General features: G+C 48.2%; 11 protein-coding genes. 8 read left to right on the top strand and 3 right to left on the bottom strand.

Features of this window, described 5'->3' with window-relative positions:
* Positions 1–43 precede the first annotated feature (43 nt).
* Positions 44–784 carry a tRNA (guanosine(46)-N7)-methyltransferase TrmB gene (gene trmB / locus V7P87_RS07890; protein ID WP_333796946.1) on the top strand — a complete coding sequence of 247 codons (741 nt, stop codon included), beginning with the start codon at positions 44–46 and terminating at the stop codon, positions 782–784.
* Positions 784–1,818, top strand: a complete 1,035-nt coding sequence (locus tag V7P87_RS07885; RefSeq protein WP_333796945.1) for a methyltransferase — start codon at positions 784–786, stop codon at positions 1,816–1,818. The genes trmB and V7P87_RS07885 overlap by 1 nt, the downstream gene beginning before the upstream one ends.
* A 108-nt stretch (positions 1,819–1,926) precedes the next feature.
* Here V7P87_RS07885 and V7P87_RS07880 read toward each other — a convergent pair whose 3' ends face one another.
* A complete protein-coding gene (locus V7P87_RS07880; protein WP_333796944.1) occupies positions 1,927–2,337 on the bottom strand; it encodes a DUF3293 domain-containing protein in 411 nt (136 codons plus the stop codon).
* A 205-nt stretch (positions 2,338–2,542) separates the two neighbouring features.
* Here V7P87_RS07880 and V7P87_RS07875 point away from each other — a divergent pair, with 205 nt between their 5' ends.
* Both V7P87_RS07875 and arcA read left to right on the top strand, forming a co-directional pair.
* Positions 2,543–4,180, top strand: coding sequence for a HAMP domain-containing sensor histidine kinase (locus V7P87_RS07875; RefSeq protein ID WP_333796943.1), 1,638 nt, complete (start codon positions 2,543–2,545; stop codon positions 4,178–4,180).
* Between the two features lie 180 nt (positions 4,181–4,360).
* On the top strand, positions 4,361–5,068 hold the full coding sequence (gene arcA / locus V7P87_RS07870) for a two-component system response regulator ArcA (protein ID WP_260657425.1): 708 nt from the start codon (positions 4,361–4,363) through the stop codon (positions 5,066–5,068).
* Between the two features lie 130 nt (positions 5,069–5,198).
* Here the strand turns inward: arcA and V7P87_RS07865 are convergent, their stop codons facing one another.
* Together V7P87_RS07865 and V7P87_RS07860 are read right to left on the bottom strand one after the other, a co-directional pair.
* Positions 5,199–7,499, bottom strand: a complete 2,301-nt coding sequence (locus tag V7P87_RS07865; RefSeq protein ID WP_333796942.1) for an ATP-binding protein — start codon at positions 7,497–7,499, stop codon at positions 5,199–5,201.
* A 27-nt stretch (positions 7,500–7,526) separates the two neighbouring features.
* Positions 7,527–9,365, bottom strand: coding sequence for a cyanophycinase (locus V7P87_RS07860; RefSeq protein WP_333796941.1), 1,839 nt, complete (start codon positions 9,363–9,365; stop codon positions 7,527–7,529).
* 406 nt (positions 9,366–9,771) lie between these two features.
* Here V7P87_RS07860 and yfcC point away from each other — a divergent pair, with 406 nt between their 5' ends.
* The 4 genes from yfcC (at position 9,772) to gltB (ending at position 18,875) form a co-directional block, all read left to right on the top strand.
* Positions 9,772–11,256, top strand: coding sequence for a putative basic amino acid antiporter YfcC (gene yfcC / locus V7P87_RS07855; RefSeq protein ID WP_333796940.1), 1,485 nt, complete (start codon positions 9,772–9,774; stop codon positions 11,254–11,256).
* Between the two features lie 10 nt (positions 11,257–11,266).
* Positions 11,267–12,457 carry a beta-aspartyl-peptidase gene (gene iadA / locus V7P87_RS07850; protein ID WP_333796939.1) on the top strand — a complete coding sequence of 397 codons (1,191 nt, stop codon included), beginning with the start codon at positions 11,267–11,269 and terminating at the stop codon, positions 12,455–12,457.
* Positions 12,458–12,707: 250 nt separating this feature from the next.
* Complete coding sequence (folE2, locus tag V7P87_RS07845; RefSeq protein WP_260657420.1) at positions 12,708–13,634, top strand: GTP cyclohydrolase FolE2; 927 nt, start codon at positions 12,708–12,710, stop codon at positions 13,632–13,634.
* Positions 13,635–14,408: 774 nt separating this feature from the next.
* Positions 14,409–18,875: a glutamate synthase large subunit gene (gene gltB, locus V7P87_RS07840; protein ID WP_333796938.1), complete on the top strand. Its 4,467-nt coding sequence runs from the start codon at positions 14,409–14,411 to the stop codon at positions 18,873–18,875.
* The last annotated feature ends 11 nt before the right edge of the window (positions 18,876–18,886 follow it).

The raw sequence follows: 18,886 nt of genomic DNA, 5'->3' as shown, positions 1-18,886 counted from the left end.
AACGCATAATGTGCGCCGCAAAAATTCCCGCCCGGAGCAAAAGATGAACAACACTGAGACTGAAGTTGTGCTGCCAGATGCAGCCTCAAGCGACACCGAACAGCCAAAATATCTGCGCCGTATCCGCAGTTTTGTGTTGCGTGAAGGCCGGCTGACCAAAGGCCAGCAACGTAGTCTGGATTTGTTCTGGCCAAGCATGGGCCTGGAGCATCAGCCTGAGCCTTATAATTTTGAACAGGTATTTGGCCGCAAAGCCGATCTGGTGCTGGAAATTGGTTTTGGTATGGGTAAATCTCTGGTGGCTATGGCCAAAGCAGCGCCAGAGCTTGATTTTATCGGTATCGAAGTACATAAACCCGGTGTTGGTGCTTGCCTGGGTGAAGCTGAAACTGAAGGTGTCAAAAACCTGCGTTTGTTTGAACATGACGCAGTGGAAATTCTGAATGATTCAGTAGCAGATGGCTCTTTAACTACAGTGCAACTGTTTTTCCCGGATCCGTGGCATAAAACCCGTCACCATAAACGCCGTATTGTACAACCTGAATTTGTGCAGCTTTTGCGCCGTAAATTAAAAATTGGCGGTGTGTTTCATATGGCCACTGACTGGGAAAATTACGCCGAGCATATGCTGGAAGTGATGAGCGCCGCTGAAGGTTATCAAAACCTGGCCGAAGATAATCAATATGTGCCACGCCCTGACAACAGACCTTTAACCAAATTCGAAAACCGCGGTGTGAAATTAGGCCACGGTGTTTGGGATCTGATGTTTAAGCGGGTGAGCTGATGTTAACTCCACAAAGTCAGCTGCTGCTGCGCAATATCGCCGATTTATCAGCTGAGGTGCTGTTGGTTGAACCTATGGCCGACGATTTGGCGCGTGAGCTGTCAACTGAGCCCAGCCTGAGTCTGAGTTGTTACACTACAGACAAAACTGTGGCCAACCACTGGCAACAACAAACAACAGCTCCTTGTTATTTTGCCGCTGAGCTTGATGTAAAACATTTAGCTCAAGGCAAAAAATTCGACACTGTGGTGCTGTTTTACCCCAAAAGTAAAGAGCAGCTGGCGTATAGCCTGGCGCAGCTGACTGCTGTCATCAATCAGGACACACAAATTTATCTGGTGGGTGATAACAAAGGTGGCATCAAAAGTTTAGTGGCGCATGCGGCAAAACTGGGTTTGCATGCCCATAAACTCGACAACGCCAAACACTGTTTATGGTTTGCCTTAACAGGTCTTGCCGATAAACCACAACAAGCCCAGCCGATGACACAGTTTAAAGCAGAAGTTGCCGGTAAAACGCTGCAATTCTGCTCTTTACCCGGTGTTTTTAATCACGGCAAGCTGGATGTAGGCAGCGCCATTTTGCTGGAACAACTTGGTTTTATTCAGCAAGGTAATGTGCTGGACTTTGCCTGTGGTGCCGGTGTTATTGGTACTTTTTTATTACAACAAGCCCCTGGCATTAAACTTTATTGTTCAGACGTCAGTGCTTTGGCCGTTGCCAGCAGCAAAGCCACTTTTGCGCTGAATCAGCAGCAGGCGCAGGTGATAGCAGCAGATGGGATGCCGGATGGCACACCACTCTTTGCGCATATTGTCAGCAACCCGCCATTTCACACCGGTTTAAAAACCGATTACAGCGTCGCGGAAAAGTTTATCCGCGACAGTTTGCAAAAACTCATCTCTGGCGGCACTTTAACCCTGGTGGCCAATGCTCACCTGCCATATGCCGAATGGCTGAAGAGCACTTTTGGCAATGTCAAAGAGCTGGCAAGACAAAATGGTTTTGTGGTGTATCACAGCCGCAAAAACTGACGCACAAAAGCAGCTGCGGCGCAGCTGCTTTTAATCCGGCAATAAAAAAGGCAGAAACCAGCAAGTTTCTGCCTTTTTTGTAACAGCATCAGATAGCGCCAGTGCAGACTAACCCTGTAACACAATTTGCCGCGCCAGATAAGGCCCCAGATGTTCCTCTGCCGGATAACCCTGTTGCTCCATCAAAGCCGCTACCAGATACAACTGACCGGACTCTACCCAATAAATGGCATTCTGCCTAAATTTCAGCGCCAGACTCAGTGCTTTATGTTTATCACAAAGCACAGCCCAGCTTTTTTCCTGAAACGACAAGTCCGGCGAAGCACCAATTAAAGTGCGGTAAGGGATATGAGCTTCATCCAGCTCAGTTTCAAATTCACGGTCCAGGGTTAAATTATGTTGCGGGTGGTGCAGGTGTCCGGCGGGGTTTTGTGCACTGATAATGGCAAAATTGATTTGATCGCCCAGTGGCTGATGACATAAAAACACACTGGTTTTGTAGCTTTCCCAAAGATCCATCACAGGCTCCTGTCAGCTTGCTAACAATGTCATTCATCGCATAACACAGTGCAATAACGACTGCAAAAAACCGGCTCACACTGTAACGCCAGACAATATAAACGGCCTTGATAATTTTGTCAGGCCGGTTTGCTTAATTTCCTGAAAATGCATAACATCAAAGTTATAACTATTTGAGCTTGCTTAAGGTTTAGTGACTTTATCAATGAAGCCTTTATTACGCACCACGTCAATTAAAGGGGCCCTGAGCTGGGTCGTCATGCTGATTTGCAGTGTGACTTTGCTGGCTTCACTGACCATTTCTTCACTGCAGGATATTAGTTTCCAGAAGCGCAAACTGGTGGATCAGCTGCACGCTTACGCCAATATTGTGGCTTTTAACTCCAAAGCCAGCATTTTATACGACGACGCTGAGATGGAAGACGGCAGGTTAAAATCTTTTGCCGCTGTTGATATTTTGCACAACATTCATATTTATAAATTAACAGCTGAAACAAACCAGCTGACATTTTTTTCCAGTTATAACAGAAGAGATGTTGGCCCCCACCCCACCCAATTTGACAAAGTTGACGAGTTGCTGGAGCCTCACTTTGATGGTGACGTAATAGAACTGACTAAAGCTGTTGATTTTGAAGGTAAAAAAATTGGTTACATCTATTTGCGTGCCAGTTTAACCGAACTGAATAAGTACATGCAAAACCGCATTCTGTTTGACTTGCTGATCGCTATTATTGCGTTAATAGGCGCATTTTTTGTCAGTGTGCGTCTGCAACGACGTTTTACCAAACCTATCGAAGCCTTATTGGCTGTGGTGCAAAAAGTTACCAAAGAAAAAAGTTATTCAATGCGTGCGCCTGCCGCCGAAATTGAAGAGTTGCATATGCTGGGCCGTGCTATTAACAACATGCTGGACCGTATTGAACAGCAATTTAATAAAGTGCAACAGGCCGAGCAGGAGATCCGGCAGCTGAACCAGGGGCTGGAGCAAAAAATTAATGAAAGAACCCTGGCGTTAAAAAGCTCCAATCAGGACTTACTCAATACCCTCGAAACCCTGCATCAGTATCAGAATCAGATTGTAGAAACAGAAAAAATGGCGAGTCTGGGGCAGATGGTGGCCGGTGTAGCGCACGAGGTAAATACCCCTATCGGCCTTGGTGTTACGGCTTCCACTTTAATGCAGGATAAACTGGCTGATATTCAAAAAGCTTTTGATGAGAAAAAACTTACCTCAAATCAGCTGGCAAAATTTTTAAGTGAAAGCAGTGAAAACCTTGGCATTATCTATCGTAATCTGGAAAGAGCGGCCAGCCTCATCCGCAGTTTTAAACAGGTGGCTGTGGATCAGTCCAACGAAAACCGCCGTACTTTTAATATGTTGCAGCTTATGAATGAAGTGCTGCTTTCATTGCGCCCTAACCTGAAAAAAACCCAGCATCAGGTGCTGCTCGAATGTGATCCTGGCCTGGAAATAGACAGCAAACCTGGCCCAATCAATCAGATTTTAATTAACCTGATCATGAATAGCCTTATTCATGCTTTTGAACACATAGAACAAGGCACTATTAAAATTCAGGTCAAAGTGGAACAAAGCCGCTGTTTTATTCATTACAGCGACAATGGTGCCGGTGTGCCGGAAAACATTAAAAAACGTATTTTTGACCCCTTTGTCACCACTAAAAGAGGTGAAGGCGGCAGTGGTTTAGGTATGCATCTGGTGTACAACCTGGTCACTCAGGCGCTGAACGGCAAAATCAGCCTGGAAAGCAGCTTAGGTGAAGGTGTCCATATCCTGTTTGACTTCCCTGTGGTGGTAAAAGCTTCTGCCGAACAAACGCTGTAATACCTTTTTTCAGCCCACAACAACAGCACTCCGTACATTAGCAAAATCTAATTGTTAACAAAATCACTTGTTAACAATTGGACCCAAAGCTATAATTGCGAAAAAAAATGACAACTGAATGTCACCGGTTCCATCTCGACTTGTTTAAAAATCCAACAAACTTTACATAAGGTTCATCTCATGCAGACGCCTGTGATTTTGATCGTAGAAGACGAGGAAGTAACACGTTTAAACCTGGTTAGCCTGTTTCAGGGTGAAGGTTATGACGTGCTGGAAGCTGTTAATGGCGAAGAAATGCATCAGAAACTGACCGAAAACAGCGTCAATCTGATTGTGATGGACATTAACCTGCCAGGGAAAAACGGCTTGATTCTGGCGCGGGAATTACGCCAGAAAGAAAACATCGGTCTGATTTTCCTGACCGGTCGTGACAGTGAAGTCGATCGTATTCTGGGTCTGGAAATCGGTGCTGATGATTACCTGACAAAACCATTTAACCCGCGTGAACTGACCATCCGCGCCCGCAACCTGTTAAGCCGTACTGTGTCTCAGCCTGTGGTTGAAGAGCACAAAAGTATTGTGAAGTTTAACGGTTGGACTTTGGATGAAAACAGCCGCAACCTGACCTCCCCTAAAGGTGTGTCACGCCGTTTACCAAAAGGCGAATACCGCGCGCTGCGTTTAATGCTGGACACACCGGGTAAAATTTTCACCCGTGAACAGCTGATCCGCCATATGACTGGCCGTGATTTACGCCCGAACGACCGGACTGTGGATGTGACTATCCGCCGTATCCGTAAACACTTTGAATCTGATGTAGACAGCCCAGAGCTGATCAGCACTATTCACGGTGAAGGTTACCGTTTTGTCGGTAAACTGGAAAAATAAGCAGCACTCAATGCTTGTTGTGAAAAGCGCCTGTTAAACAGGCGCTTTTTGTTTCTGCTGTTTTTATCTAAAGAATGCACTGGGACATTAAGACAGCATCAGTAGAAACAAACTACAAAGTTCAAGCTGCTTAATATTGCTCGACAAACTCATGCAGTGCGGCCAGGTGCCGCTCTATTGTTAAGTGATACTCGATTAACTGCCGCTCCATCGTCTGCCAGTTGGGTGTTTCTTCCTGCTCTAATAACTTGGCTTGCTGCTGTACCCATAACAACCCGACAGAAGCAGCTGCCCCTTTAAGTTTATGCGCCGCTTCATGAAATTCTTCCAGCTCACGTTGTGTGGCCGCTTCCAGCATTTTATTGATATAACCCGGCAGCAGCTGCTCAAACAGCTGAATACTGCGCTTTACCGACTTTTTGCCAAGTGACTGCAGATAGTCCTGCAGAGTACCTATGTCCAACACAGTGTCCTGATGTTTTTCCAGTTGCGCCGGTGCGGAACTTCGCACCGCGCTGGGAGAAAAAAGTTGCGCCAGCAGCTGGTCCAGATTGGCGGTATTAATAGGTTTAGCCAGGGCGCCATCTATTTGAATGCCTTCAAGCTGCTGCTCGGCTTTACGCACATTGGCGCTTAATACCACTATCGGAATTTGTGCAAGTCTGGAGTCTTGTTTCATCGCTCTGGCTATCTGATCACCTGTCATATCCGGCAATTGCATATCCAGCAGCACTAAATCAATATCATCTTCGGTTTCCAGCAGCGCTAATGCATCTTCACCTGTCTCGGCATGCACCACAGTATGGCCACGCTGCTCAAGAAGGTTCATGGCAATTTCGGCATTGAGCGGCACATCTTCAACCAAAAGCACTGTCAGGCTGGGGCAACGCACTGCAGTTAATAACTCAGGCTCGGCCAGCACTTCAGTGGGCAGATGCACGGTAAAACTACTGCCCTGATTGAGCTGACTTTGCAGACTAATACGACCGCCCATGGCTTCTGCGAGCGCTTTAGACACTGACAAGCCGATGCCGGAGCCAACAATACTTAAACGGCGGCCATCACTGGACTTGTAATACATATCAAAAATGCGCTGTTGCTCTTGGGGCGCTATGCCAATGCCGGTGTCGCTAACGATAAAAATCAGTTCGTTGGCGCCCATCGCCTGACTAAATTCGCAATAAAGCCTGACTTCACCTTTGGCGGTAAATTTGACGGCGTTATTAATTAAGTTCCAAAGCACCTGCCGCACCCTGGTGGGATCCAACCGCACAAAACAGCCAAGCTCTCCCACCCGCTGCACACTAAATTGCAGCCCTTTTTGCTGGCAAATCAACTCGGCAAAGTTGGCAATATCACCAATAAACTGATCAAGCTTCACACTCTGATAAACAATATCGAGATCTTGCCGGTCAATTTTATCTAAATCGATAATATCGTTAAAAATATTACCCAAAGTTTCGGCACTGCTGAAAATGGTATTGGCCCAACTGCGCTGCTCTGGTGCCAGTTCAGTTTCCAGTAAACGCCGGGTTAAACCCACTATCCCATTCAGTGGTGTACGCAGCTCGTGACTTAAAGTCGCAATAAACTTGCCTTTATCCTGATAAGCCCGCTCCAGCGCCTGCTCGGCCAGCTTACGGCTGGTAATATCGCGGCCAAAGCCGAGTAAACCAATATAACGGCCCTGACGGTCAAAAAACGGTACTTTGCGCATTTCAAACCACATCACCTGGCCCTGTGGTGTGGTGTATTCAACATCAAGTGTCAGCTCCGCCTGATTTACTGACACTTCGTGGTCGGTCAGAATGGCGGCAGGTGCCATATCCGATGAATAAATTTCCAGCGGGTAATGGCCAATCAGTTCACTGGCACTTTTACCAATCAGCTGCTCAAACATTTTGTTGCAGCTGGCAAAACGGCCGGTTTCATCACGGTAATAAAATAAGTCAGGTGAGCTGTCGACGATGGATCGCATTAATAAACTTTGTTCTTCCAGCTCCTGCTGGGTTTTTTTCCGTTCGGAAATTTCTTTTCGCAGCTCATCAATAGCACGGCGTTTGGCCTGAAAAGCTTTTTTACGCTCTTCAATTTCAAAGTTCAGCTGACGGATATTTTCCTGCAGGTTTTCATTGAGCAGTGTTTCCTGGCGGGCGGAGTCTTTTAAATAAAATAATGCGGCGTCAAGGTGGCGTACCAGATACAGCAGCAGGCTGACAAAAACCGGCGCTGCAACAAAAGCAAATAACAGGGCGCCGGCGACCATGTCCCAGCGCACCTGATTGTGCAGAATTAAACTTACGGCTAATGCCAGCAAGGCACTGCTGACCAGAATAAACAACACTGTGAGGCTGGCAAGCTGCAGCCAACCCCACAGTTTTAGCACTGCGGCCAGACGTCTTACCCAGGATTTGACCGGATATTGACTCAAGCTGTGCACCTCTGGATTAGGTGAATATTAATTGCCGGCGACCGACACCTGTATATTGCGATAGGAGCAGTAATTTTTGTTGATACTCCCCACATGATACTGACCCGACCTGGCTGCCGACTGTGAATCACGGCGCAGCTGCAATTTAAACTCTTTGCCTGCCACGTTAAAACTGCCATCTGCAGTGCGGCTTTGGTTGTTACACAGTAAGTTGGCAAGCTGACGGTAATTATCACCATTGAACAAACTGCCGGACGTTAACATCGGGCTGCTGGTGGTGCTTGGTGCATATTTCCAGTCGGCAAAACTGGCAAACAATTGCCCTTGCTGCAAACTAAAGCTGTCGCCATTGGTAAAATAATGGCTTTGCATCGCCATCAGCCGCGACGGCTCTACTATAGTTTCTGCAACTCTTTGCGCCACATAAACACCCTCAGCACCACTGACTGAAAAACGGATTAAATCCGGATTTTTTTTATCAAAACCTACCAGCAAGGCTGTGGCTTCATCCACACCAAAACCAAAGGTATTTTTGCTTTGTGCAACCAGGGTTAACAACCGGCCTTGACGGCCACGCTCGGAAAAATGTGTATCCAGTACACCCCAGGGAAATAACCCAAGACCGCCCTTTGCCTGATAGGTCAGGCTGTTTTCGTCCATGCCGGTGCCACAGCTGTTGTCTTTTTCGCAACCAGGTGCCGGTGCTTTGGCGGCAAATGCGCCCTGATAAACAGCTTGTGGGCTCTGACCATTACTGATCATCACAGTATCAGAACCTAAATAACTGCCACCGGACATCACTGCTGTACCTGCGCTGGTGCCTGCCAGCACCAGCTCACCTTTACTGAGCATACTGCGGATTTGCGCAAGCTCTTTGCTGTCTGAACCATCGGGTTGTTTAAAGGCTTTATAGGTCAGACTTTGATCTCCACCATTAAAGAAAATGGCATCGGCACGACGGATCATCTCCACCGCCTGATCTGAACCCCGGGCACAAAAAGCTTTTTGTTCAGCCAATAAATCCGGATAGATCCGACCGCGCTGATAACTGCCCTGTTCTGTCACCAAATGCTGCAGATAATTCTGACAAGCAACAGCACTGCCGGCACTGTCTCGCTGCGCGGCCTGATAAGCAGCATTGACGGGTAACCAGCTGGCCTCTGCGCCAAGTTTTTTAAATAAATCAACGTAATAATCAACAGCAGCAAAAGGATCACGCCCTGAAGCTGTGACCACCAGAATTCTGGGTGCTCTTTTACCACTGACTTCAGTGGCCAGGCTTACAAATTGCTGGTACAGGCCCAGTGAAAAACTGTCTTTACTGTATTGTGGCAATACCTGCTCTTTTTTCCGATCAGAGGCAGAATTTCTTTGATTCACCTGCACTTCAAGCTGGTCAAATACAAAGTTGCGTTCAGCATCACTCAGGCTGCCATAAAGCTCACGCCCCGACACCCAGCTGCCGTTATGTTCGGCTTCACTCGAGCGCCATAACCTGCTGAGTTCACGCTCGCTCACATCACTGCCGGCCAGTTTGTTCTGTAAATGTGTTAATAAAGCGCCAACCTGCTTCGCTGTTTCTTTGCGTTCTGCAGGCCAGAATTCGTTTTTAACAATATTGTCGATGTATTTTGCCTGCACACTAAAAAGTGCACCTGTTTTGGCGTTGTCGCTGAAACTGGCGGTTGCTTCACATTGTGATTTTTCAGTGGATGCACAAACCGAAGCACCACCACCGATTAACATCATCGAATAAGACGGCATATTTTTGCTGGCTGCTGAGCCGGATTTTGTGTCTGCGGCGTGGACCGATAACAGCGGTAACATTGATGCCAGAACTGGCCAGCAACAGTGGGCTAATTTCATAGTCTCTTCTTGTTTTAATTAGTTAAACGCGCTAAACGAATGAAAATAAGGCTGTTAGATTAACTGGTATTGACATCTTTGCCAATTACAGATAATCCTAAACAGTCTTTTTCTAACCTTCATGCTGGTTATTTGGTCGTTCAATGTTAAAAAACGCCGTGTTATTGCCAAGCTATCATTACTCGCCGTACTACTTATCGGAGTGGTTTAACGAGTAGATCCTGCCCGGTCATCCTGACTGCGGCATCTTTTTGTTTTGCATTTGTCCCCTGCACTTTTGTGTAGCCCACACTTGTTAACAATCCGTCTGCAGCTTTTTTCTTTCATCAAGCTACACACTTGAATGAGTTAAGCAAAGCGCCTGCACCACAGGCCTGTCCAACATTTTGGAAAAGAGATTTTTGTTATGCAACACAAGACCCCGCCAAAAGCGCTCAGCATGCCTGATGCTTTTGTTATTTTGTTTTTTGTGATGCTGCTGGCCGCAGTAGCCTCACACCTGATCCCAGCCGGCAGTTTTCAGTTATTGCCCGCCCAAACCAATGCTCAGGGTGAATTGCAAAAAGCGCGGATAGACCCGGAGAGTTTCAGCTATAGCCAGGACAGCAGCCAGGGTGTTGTGCTGTTTGCCGAACAAGGTGAAACCGGTTTTCTGAACTATGCCTTTGAGGGCATGGTGTCAGGCGACAAAATGGGCGCCGCCATTGGTGTGATAGCCTTTATTCTGCTAACCGGTGGCGCTTTTGGCATCATTATGCAGTCAGGCGCAGTGAATAACGGCATTCTGGCGCTGATAAAACGCACCCAAAACATGCAGTTTTTATTTATCCCGCTGATGTTTACGCTGTTTTCGCTTGGTGGTGCTGTATTTGGCATGGGTGAAGAGGCCATTGCTTTTTGTATAGTGCTGCTGCCGTTAATGCTGGCTTTGGGTTATGACGCTATCACCACAGTGCTGGTGACATATATCGCCACCCAGATTGGTTTTGCCACCAGTTGGATGAACCCTTTTAGCGTAGCAATTGCCCAGGGTATTGCCGGAGTGCCGCTGATGTCCGGCGCTTCTTATCGTATGGCACTGTGGCTGGTGTTCACGCTTTTTGGTGTAATTTTTACCATCCGTTATGCCGCCCGTATCAAAAAACAACCGCAGCTGTCACTCAGTTTTGCCTCAGATGAAAAGTTAAGAGGCCAGCAACAACAGCAGCAACAATCAGCTTTTGGTTTACTCGACGCCACCATTTTAACTGTATTTGTTGCCGGTATTGCTTGGGTGATCTGGGGGGTGGTGGCGCGCGGTTATTACATTCCTGAAATTGCCACCCAATTTTTTGCCTTGGGTATTGCCACCGCCATTATTGCCATTCTGGGCAAAAGAATGACCATCAACGGCGCAGCCGACGCTTTTAAACAAGGGGCAGCTGAACTTCTGCCAGCCGCCATGATAGTGGGTATGGCCAAAGGCATAGTACTGCTGCTTGGTGGCGACGACCCGACTCAGCCTTCGGTGCTTAACACCCTGCTGCACCTGGCTGGCGAGAGTTTCAGCGGGGTGTCTTCTTATATAGCCGCCTGGCTGATGCTGATTTTTCAGTCGGTATTTAACTTTTTTGTGACCTCAGGCTCAGGTCAGGCCGCTTTAACCATGCCGCTGGTGGCGCCTTTATCTGATTTAGTCGGTGTGTCCCGGCAAATTGCCGTACTGGCGTTTCAACTGGGTGATGGTTTAACCAACTGTATAGTGCCAACCTCGGCCTCACTTATTGGCTGTCTGGGGGTTGTTCGGGTCGACTGGATGGTCTGGGCAAAATTTGCCTGGAAACTACAGCTCTGGCTCTTTGTGCTGGCAAGTTTGTCGGTGTTAGTGGCAGTTGCCATAGGTTATCAATAAGGAGTACAGGATGACCCCAATTAAACTATTTAAAAATGCCCATCTGCTGGCGCCTATGGATCTGGGTCCACAGGATTTGTTGGTAGCAGGCGGCCAGATCGCCGCTATTGGCAAGGATTTACTGATCGGTCAGCATAATTTGCCGATTGAAGTGATTGACGCCAGTGACTGTTATTTAACACCGGGTTTTGTCGATTCACTGGTACATTTTATCGGTGGTGGTGGTGAAGGTGGTTTTGCCAGCCGGACTCCGGAAATGCAGCTGACAGACGCAACTTTAGGCGGCGTGACAACGGCCATAGGGGTGCTGGGGACAGACGCAACCACCCGCACCTTAACCAATCTGCTGGCCAAAGCCCATGCACTTGAAACTGAAGGTATTTCAACCTATTGCCACACCGGCTCTTATCAGGTTCCCTGCCGCACTTTAATGGGCTCTGTCACCGATGATTTGATCCTGATCGACAAGTTTATTGGGGTGGGCGAAATTGCCATCAGCGATCACCGTTCCTCCCAGCCAACTTTAACTGAACTACGTAAAGTGGCAGCTGAAGCCAGGGTTGGCGGTATGCTGGCCGGCAAAGCAGGTATTGTCAGTGTGCATGTGGGATCGGGCGCTTCGTTACTCGACCCGCTGCATCAGGCAGTAAATGGCACTGAGTTGTCGCTGCGGCAATTTTACCCCACCCACATCAACCGCAATCAGGACGTGTTTGCCGCCGGTATCCGTTTTGCCAAAGCAGGTGGTGTTATTGATTTTACCACCAGCACCACAGCTTACGATTTAAAGCATGGTGAAGTAGCAGCAGCACAAGCGTTGGCGCTGGCGCTGGAGCAGCAAATTCCGGTGACCAACTTAACCCTGAGCTCAGATGGCAATGCCAGCCTACCGCTGTTTAACCCCCAGGGAGAATTATTGGGTCTGGAAGTAGGTAAAGTCAGCAGCTTGTACCAAAGCGCCAGAACTGCGGTGCTGGATTATCAGGTGAGTTTAAGTCATGCCATTGCCGCTATCAGCGCCTCCCCCGCCGCCGTACTGGGTTTGCAGCATAAAGGTCAGCTGGCAGTAGGCAAAGCTGCTGATTTAGTGCTTATTCACAAGGACGATCTGCAAATTCAGGGAGTCTACGCCAAAGGCCGTACTATGGTGCAGCAACGCAAGGCGCTGGTGTTTGGCACCTTTGAAAATCCGCCACGCTGATCCACTTTGCTTGTCAGTGCGTAAATGGAAGGAGTAGAATACCCGACTGATTTAATCGGGTATTCTGGTTTTTGACACCATAGCTCGAAAAAATGGATGACCTTATTGCAAATTTTTCATAAGACAAATTTGTGAACTGGGGTAAAATGCAGCCCTTTTTAGCCATCCAGCGGTTTTTGCCTGTGCACAAACGCAGTAGCAACAACCCCAGCTAACGCCTTTTATGCAATCGACGGATCTTGGAGAATTCATGCCGACAGCGATGCCAGATGTAGCCAATCACTCTTGTGCCACCACCGAAGGGGTACTGGACTGGGTTGGAATGAGCAATATTGAAGTGCCACTGATGCTGGCTATTGCCGGTGAAGCACCGCGTCAGGTCAGTGCCCATGTCGAAGCTTTTGTAAATTTAAAAGATCCAAAAGCCAAAGGCATTCATATGTCCAGGTTATATCTGCTGCTGGACGATTTATCACGCGAGTCCACCTTAAGCCATGCCAGTCTTTGTGATCTGCTGGATGGTTTTATTACCAGCCATGAAGATTTGAGTAATCAGGCTTTTGTAAAGTTTGACTTTGACCTGCACCTGCGCCGTAAAGCCTTGATCACCGAAAAACAAGGTTGGAAAGCCTATCCGGTGACAGTGACAGGCCAGGTGGTTGATAAAGAGCTTTCAGTAGAGTTAGCGGTGAAAGTGCCTTATTCATCAACCTGCCCTTGTTCAGCAGCACTGGCGCGTCAGCTTATTCAGGAAGCTTTTGTGAAAAAGTTTGCCGGACAACAACAAATCAGCAGCGAATTAGTGGTGGATTGGCTGGGCACAACCCAGGGCATAGTGGCCACACCTCACAGCCAGCGTTCAGTTGCCGAAATTAAAGTGAAACTGAATCACAAAGTGACAGAGTTTCCTATTGTGGCACTGATCGACGCTATTGAAGATGCGTTAAAAACACCGGTACAAGCCGCAGTGAAACGCGCTGACGAACAAGAGTTTGCCCGCTTAAACGGTCAGAACCTGATGTTCTGTGAAGATGCTGCCCGTCGTTTAAAACACGCGCTGAATCAATTATCTGAATTTGATGATTTCTGGTTGCGGGTCAATCACTATGAATCTTTGCATGCTCATGATGCAGTGGCGGTGACAGTCAAAGGATTGGAAGGCGGTTATCGCGCCTGATCTGGTAAAACAGGCAAAATTTCCACTGCCGCTTCACCGCATAATTACCGCATAAGATTTGTGGTAAATTCACCTTAAAAAGCTGCTTCGGCAGCTTTTTTGTTGGCTTAAATTGCTAGAAACAGCAATTTTTAGTGCAAAAATGTAATTTTATTACACAACCCCCACTTTAAACACCACAAGACAAAACCACCACTATTCGCTAAAAGTCAGCTTGCAATTGCCGTTAAAAATCGGTATATCTAAAGCAAGGTCTTTATGTATAGACGTCTAAACGACGCGCAGACCGCACTAGAGTAAAAACACTAACAACCCTTGACCCTTGAAAATAACGCCGTTATTTTCTTTCACACGTAAAAAAACTAAAAACTAGAATAATAATTCATTAATTAAACATATTTATACCGAAATCATTGACGATAGATGCAGGCAGAACATAAGGGCAAAATACCCTTATTCTCGATGACAAGGGGTTGCTCCCCAGGTCGTGGTGAATAAAGATTGGCCCGGGTGGATACCTCGACAACTGAACTACATGCCATCAGCATACAGAACTATGCGATAGGTATCAGCGAAAGTGGCTACCACCCTCTGCATCCATAATGACCACAACATTTTGTCCGGGTCATTGTGGATGCAGATAGGCGGCAACTGAACGAATTGCCATGAGCATAGTGAACTATGTGATTGGCATGAGTGAAGGCGGCCAACACCCCTGCATCCGCAATGACGACGGGTATTTTTGCATGCAGGACAGGTTGGAGGGTTTATATCATGGGGTTGTATCACCACAGTCAGGCCAGAGAAAACTGTGGCTTTGGTTTGATTGCACATTTAGAGGGCACTGCCAGCCATCGTATTGTTCGTACCGCTATCAGCGGTCTGGACCGGATGCAGCATAGGGGTGGGATTTCAGCCGACGGTAAAACCGGTGATGGTTGTGGTTTGCTGATGCAAAAACCAGACAGCTTTTTTCGTGCTATTGCGCAAGAAAACGGCTGGACCTTAGGTAAAAAATACGGTGTTGGTATTTTCTTTTTAAGCCAGGATCCGGTCAAAGCCGAATTTGCCAAACATATTGCCGAAACCGAAATAGCCCGCGAAACCTTAACTCTTGTAGGCTGGCGTGATGTGCCGGTAGACCCTTCAGTGCTTGGTCCTATTGCGCTCTCTTCTATGCCTAAAGTGGTGCAGGTGTTTGTCAGCGCTCAGCCGGGCTGGGGCGACCACGACTTAGAGCGCCGTTTGTATATGGTGCGCCGTCGTATTGAAAAACAAATTGTCAACGACGATGATTTTTATATTCCGAGTTTTTCCGGTTTAGTCACTGTATTTAAAGGCCTGATGATGCCGGCCGATTTACCGGGTTATTACTTGGATCTAGCCGATATCCGCATGGAAACGGCAATTTGTGTATTCCACCAGCGTTTTTCCACCAACACCATGCCCCGCTGGGCTTTGGCGCAGCCGTTCCGTTTCCTGGCGCACAATGGTGAAATTAATACCATCACAGGCAACCGCCAATGGGCGCGGGCCCGTCAGTACAAATTTGCCTCCCCGCTGCTGCCGGATATGCAAAATGCCGCGCCTTTTGTGGGCCAAAAGGGTTCAGATTCCAGCTCGCTCGACAACATGCTGGAGCTGTTTTTAGCAGGTGGTATGGATTTATTCCGCGCTATGCGTTTGCTGGTGCCGCCGGCATGGCAAGGCAACAAAGTGATGGATGATGACCTCAAAGCCTTTTATGAGTTTAACTCCATGCATATGGAGCCATGGGACGGCCCGGCCGGTATTGTGCTGACCAACGGTCAGCATGTGGCCTGTAATCTGGATCGCAACGGCTTGCGCCCTGCCCGTTTTGTTATTACCAAAGATAAATTAATTACGCTGGCTTCTGAAGTTGGCATCTGGGACTACACACCTGATGAAGTGCAGGAAAAAGGCCGCGTGGGGCCGGGCGAGATGCTGGCAGTTGATACACAAACCGGCAAAATCTGGCGCTCCAACGAAATTGACGAAGACTTACGTGCCCGTCACCCGTACCGCCAGTGGCTGACACAAAACGTTCAGCGCTTAGTGCCTTACGAAAAATTTGAAGTGGATCTCATCGGCAAACGGGTTTTTACCGACGATGAAATGATGGTGTATCACAAGCTGTTTAATTACAGTTATGAAGAAATTGATCAGGTGATCACAGTCCTTGCCAAAGACGGTCAGGAAGCTGTTGGCTCTATGGGTGATGACACGCCGATGGCGGTGTTGTCACGCAAACCCCGCACCTTTTACGATTATTTCCGCCAGCAGTTTGCGCAGGTCACCAACCCGCCCATTGACCCTTTACGCGAAGCGCACGTAATGTCGCTTGCCACCAGTATTGGCCGCGAGCACAACGTGTTTTCCGAAACTGCAGGTTATGCCCGCCGTATTCAGTTTGAATCGCCGGTGATGATGTATTCGGATTTAAAACAGTTAAAAACTGCCGATGAAAAATACTACAAACATCAAATATTTAGCCTGAATTACAACCCAAGTGAAGAAACGCTGGAGCAGGCGGTACGCCGTGTGGCGCAGGAAGCTATTGTGGCGGTACGCGAACACAAAGTGGTGCTGGTGATCCTGACCGACCGGCGTATTGCACCAGAGCTGATTCCTATTCCGGCCGCTATGGCAGTGGGTGCTGTGCATCACGCCTTAGTAGATGCACAGCTGCGTTGTGATTCCAACATAGTGATAGAAACCGCCACAGCACGCGACCCACACCACTTTGCGGTGCTGGTTGGTTTGGGCGCGACCGGTATTTATCCGTTTTTGGCTTATGAAACTGTGGAGCAGCTGTGTGAAAAAGGCTCGATTAACTTAACAGCGCGCGAAGCTGTGATTAACTACCGTAAAGGCATTAACAAAGGTCTTTATAAAATTATGTCCAAAATGGGCATTTCCACTGTGGCCAGTTACCGCTGCTCTAACCTGTTTGAAGCCGTTGGTGTCAACAAAAACGTGATGCAGCTGTGTTTCCCGGACGTGCCTTCCCGTTTGGGCGGCGCCGACTTTGAAGATTTCCAGCAAGACGTGCAACAACGCGCCAATATGGCCTGGCTCAAACGTAAGCCATTGGATCACGGTGGTTTACTGAAATATGTGCACGATGGTGAGTACCATGCGTACAACCCAGACGTAGTGCAAAGCCTGCAAAAAGCGGTAAAAAGTGGGTTGTATGAAGATTACAAAGTGTATTCCGACTTTGTAAATCAGCGCCCTGTTGCCCATATCCGCGATTTGTTTAGCCTGGTCGGCGACCATGTATCGCCGATTTCACTGGACGAAGTAGCACCTGCTGAGCAGCTGTATCCACGCTTTGACAGCGCTGCTATGTCGATTGGCGCTTTAAGCCCGGAAGCACATGAAGCTTTGGCTATTGCGATGAACCGCCTCGGTGGCCGCTCCAACTCAGGTGAAGGTGGTGAAGATCCACGCCGTTTTGGCACCGAAAAAAACAGCAAAATTAAACAGGTGGCGTCCGGCCGTTTTGGCGTGACCCCGCATTATTTAGTCAATGCTGAAGTCATTCAGATCAAAGTAGCGCAAGGTGCTAAGCCTGGTGAAGGCGGTCAGTTGCCCGGTGAAAAAGTCACGGCCGAAATAGCCAGACTGCGTTATTCAGTGCCTGGTGTGACCTTAATTTCGCCACCGCCACACCATGATATTTATTCGATTGAAGATTTATCCCAGCTGATTTTTGACTTAAAGCAGGTCAATCCGCAGGCACTGATTTCGGTAAAACTGGTATCAGAGCCAGGCGTTGGCACCATAGCAACAGGTGTGGCCAAAGCTTATGCCGACCTGATTACCATTTCAGGTTATGACGGTGGCACAGGTGCCAGCCCGCTCACATCTGTGAAATACGCAGGTTCGCCATGGGAGCTGGGCCTTGCCGAAGTGCATCAGGCGCTGGTGGAAAACGGCCTGCGTGACCGGGTGCGCCTGCAGGTAGATGGTGGTTTAAAAACCGGTCTGGATGTGGTGAAAGCCGCCATTTTAGGTGCGGAAAGTTTTGGTTTTGGCACAGGCCCTATGGTGGCTTTAGGTTGTAAGTTTTTACGGATTTGCCACTTAAATAACTGCGCTACCGGTGTGGCCACTCAGGATGCCACCCTTCGCCGCGACCACTTTAACGGTTTGCCTGAGATGGTGATGAACTACTTTAAGTTTTTAGCCCTTGAAGTACGGCAGCTGATGGCACAGCTTGGTGTCAAAGAAATCACCGATTTAATTGGCCGCACCGATTTATTGGTGCAGCGTGAAGGCCAAACCGCACGGCAGGTGAAACTGGATTTATCGCCAATTTTGCAGGCTTGTGGAGTCAAATCCGACAAACCGCTGCACTGTATGCAAAACAACGACCCCTTTGATTCAGGCCCACTGAACCAACAAATGCTCAGTAAATGTGTTGATATGGTCAAATATAAAACCGGTGGCCGGTTAAGTTTGCCAATCCGCAATACCGACCGCTCAGTGGGCGCGGCTTTGTCAGGGTTAATAGCCCGCCATCACGGCAATCAGGGCATGGCAACTGAGCCTATTGAAGTGCAGTTTGTTGGCACCGCCGGCCAAAGTTTTGGCGTCTGGAACGCCGGTGGTTTGCATCTGTCGCTGCAGGGGGATGCCAACGATTATGTCGGCAAAGGCATGACAGGCGGACAACTGGCCATTTATCCGCCTAAAGGCGTGAGTTTTGCCCGCGACAACGCCACTATTGTTGGTAACACCTGTTTATATGGCGCGACCGGCGGGCGTTTTTACGCCGCAGGCCGGGCCGGCGAGCGTTTTGCCGTGCGTAACTCAGGCGCTATTGCGGTGATTGAAGGCACAGGCGACAACTGCTGTGAATATATGACAGGCGGTGTGGTGGTAGTGCTAGGTCAAACCGGCGTGAACTTTGGAGCCGGCATGACAGGTGGTTTTGCCTATTTATTTGATGAACATCAGGATTTAGCCCTTAGGGTCAACCCTGAACTGGTGGAATGTTTGGATGTCAGCACGCCAATCTTACAAGAGCATTTGCGTAGCCTGATCCATCAACATTTTGAAGCAACAGGCTCTGAGCGCGCGCACAAAATATTGTCGTCGTTCCAGAGCTGCTTAACCCAGTTTAAGTTGATTAAACCAAAAACCAGTGACGTGAATACGTTATTAGGTCACCGCGCACGCTCCTCAGCCGAGCTGCGGGTTCAGGCGATGTAAGGGTGGAGAAT

This window comes from Rheinheimera sp. (assembly GCF_036782235.1).
In the GTDB taxonomy this organism is placed as follows: Bacteria; Pseudomonadota; Gammaproteobacteria; order Enterobacterales; family Alteromonadaceae; genus Pararheinheimera.
Note: the sequence above shows the minus strand (reverse complement) of the source record. Positions and strands in the feature narration are given on the sequence as shown.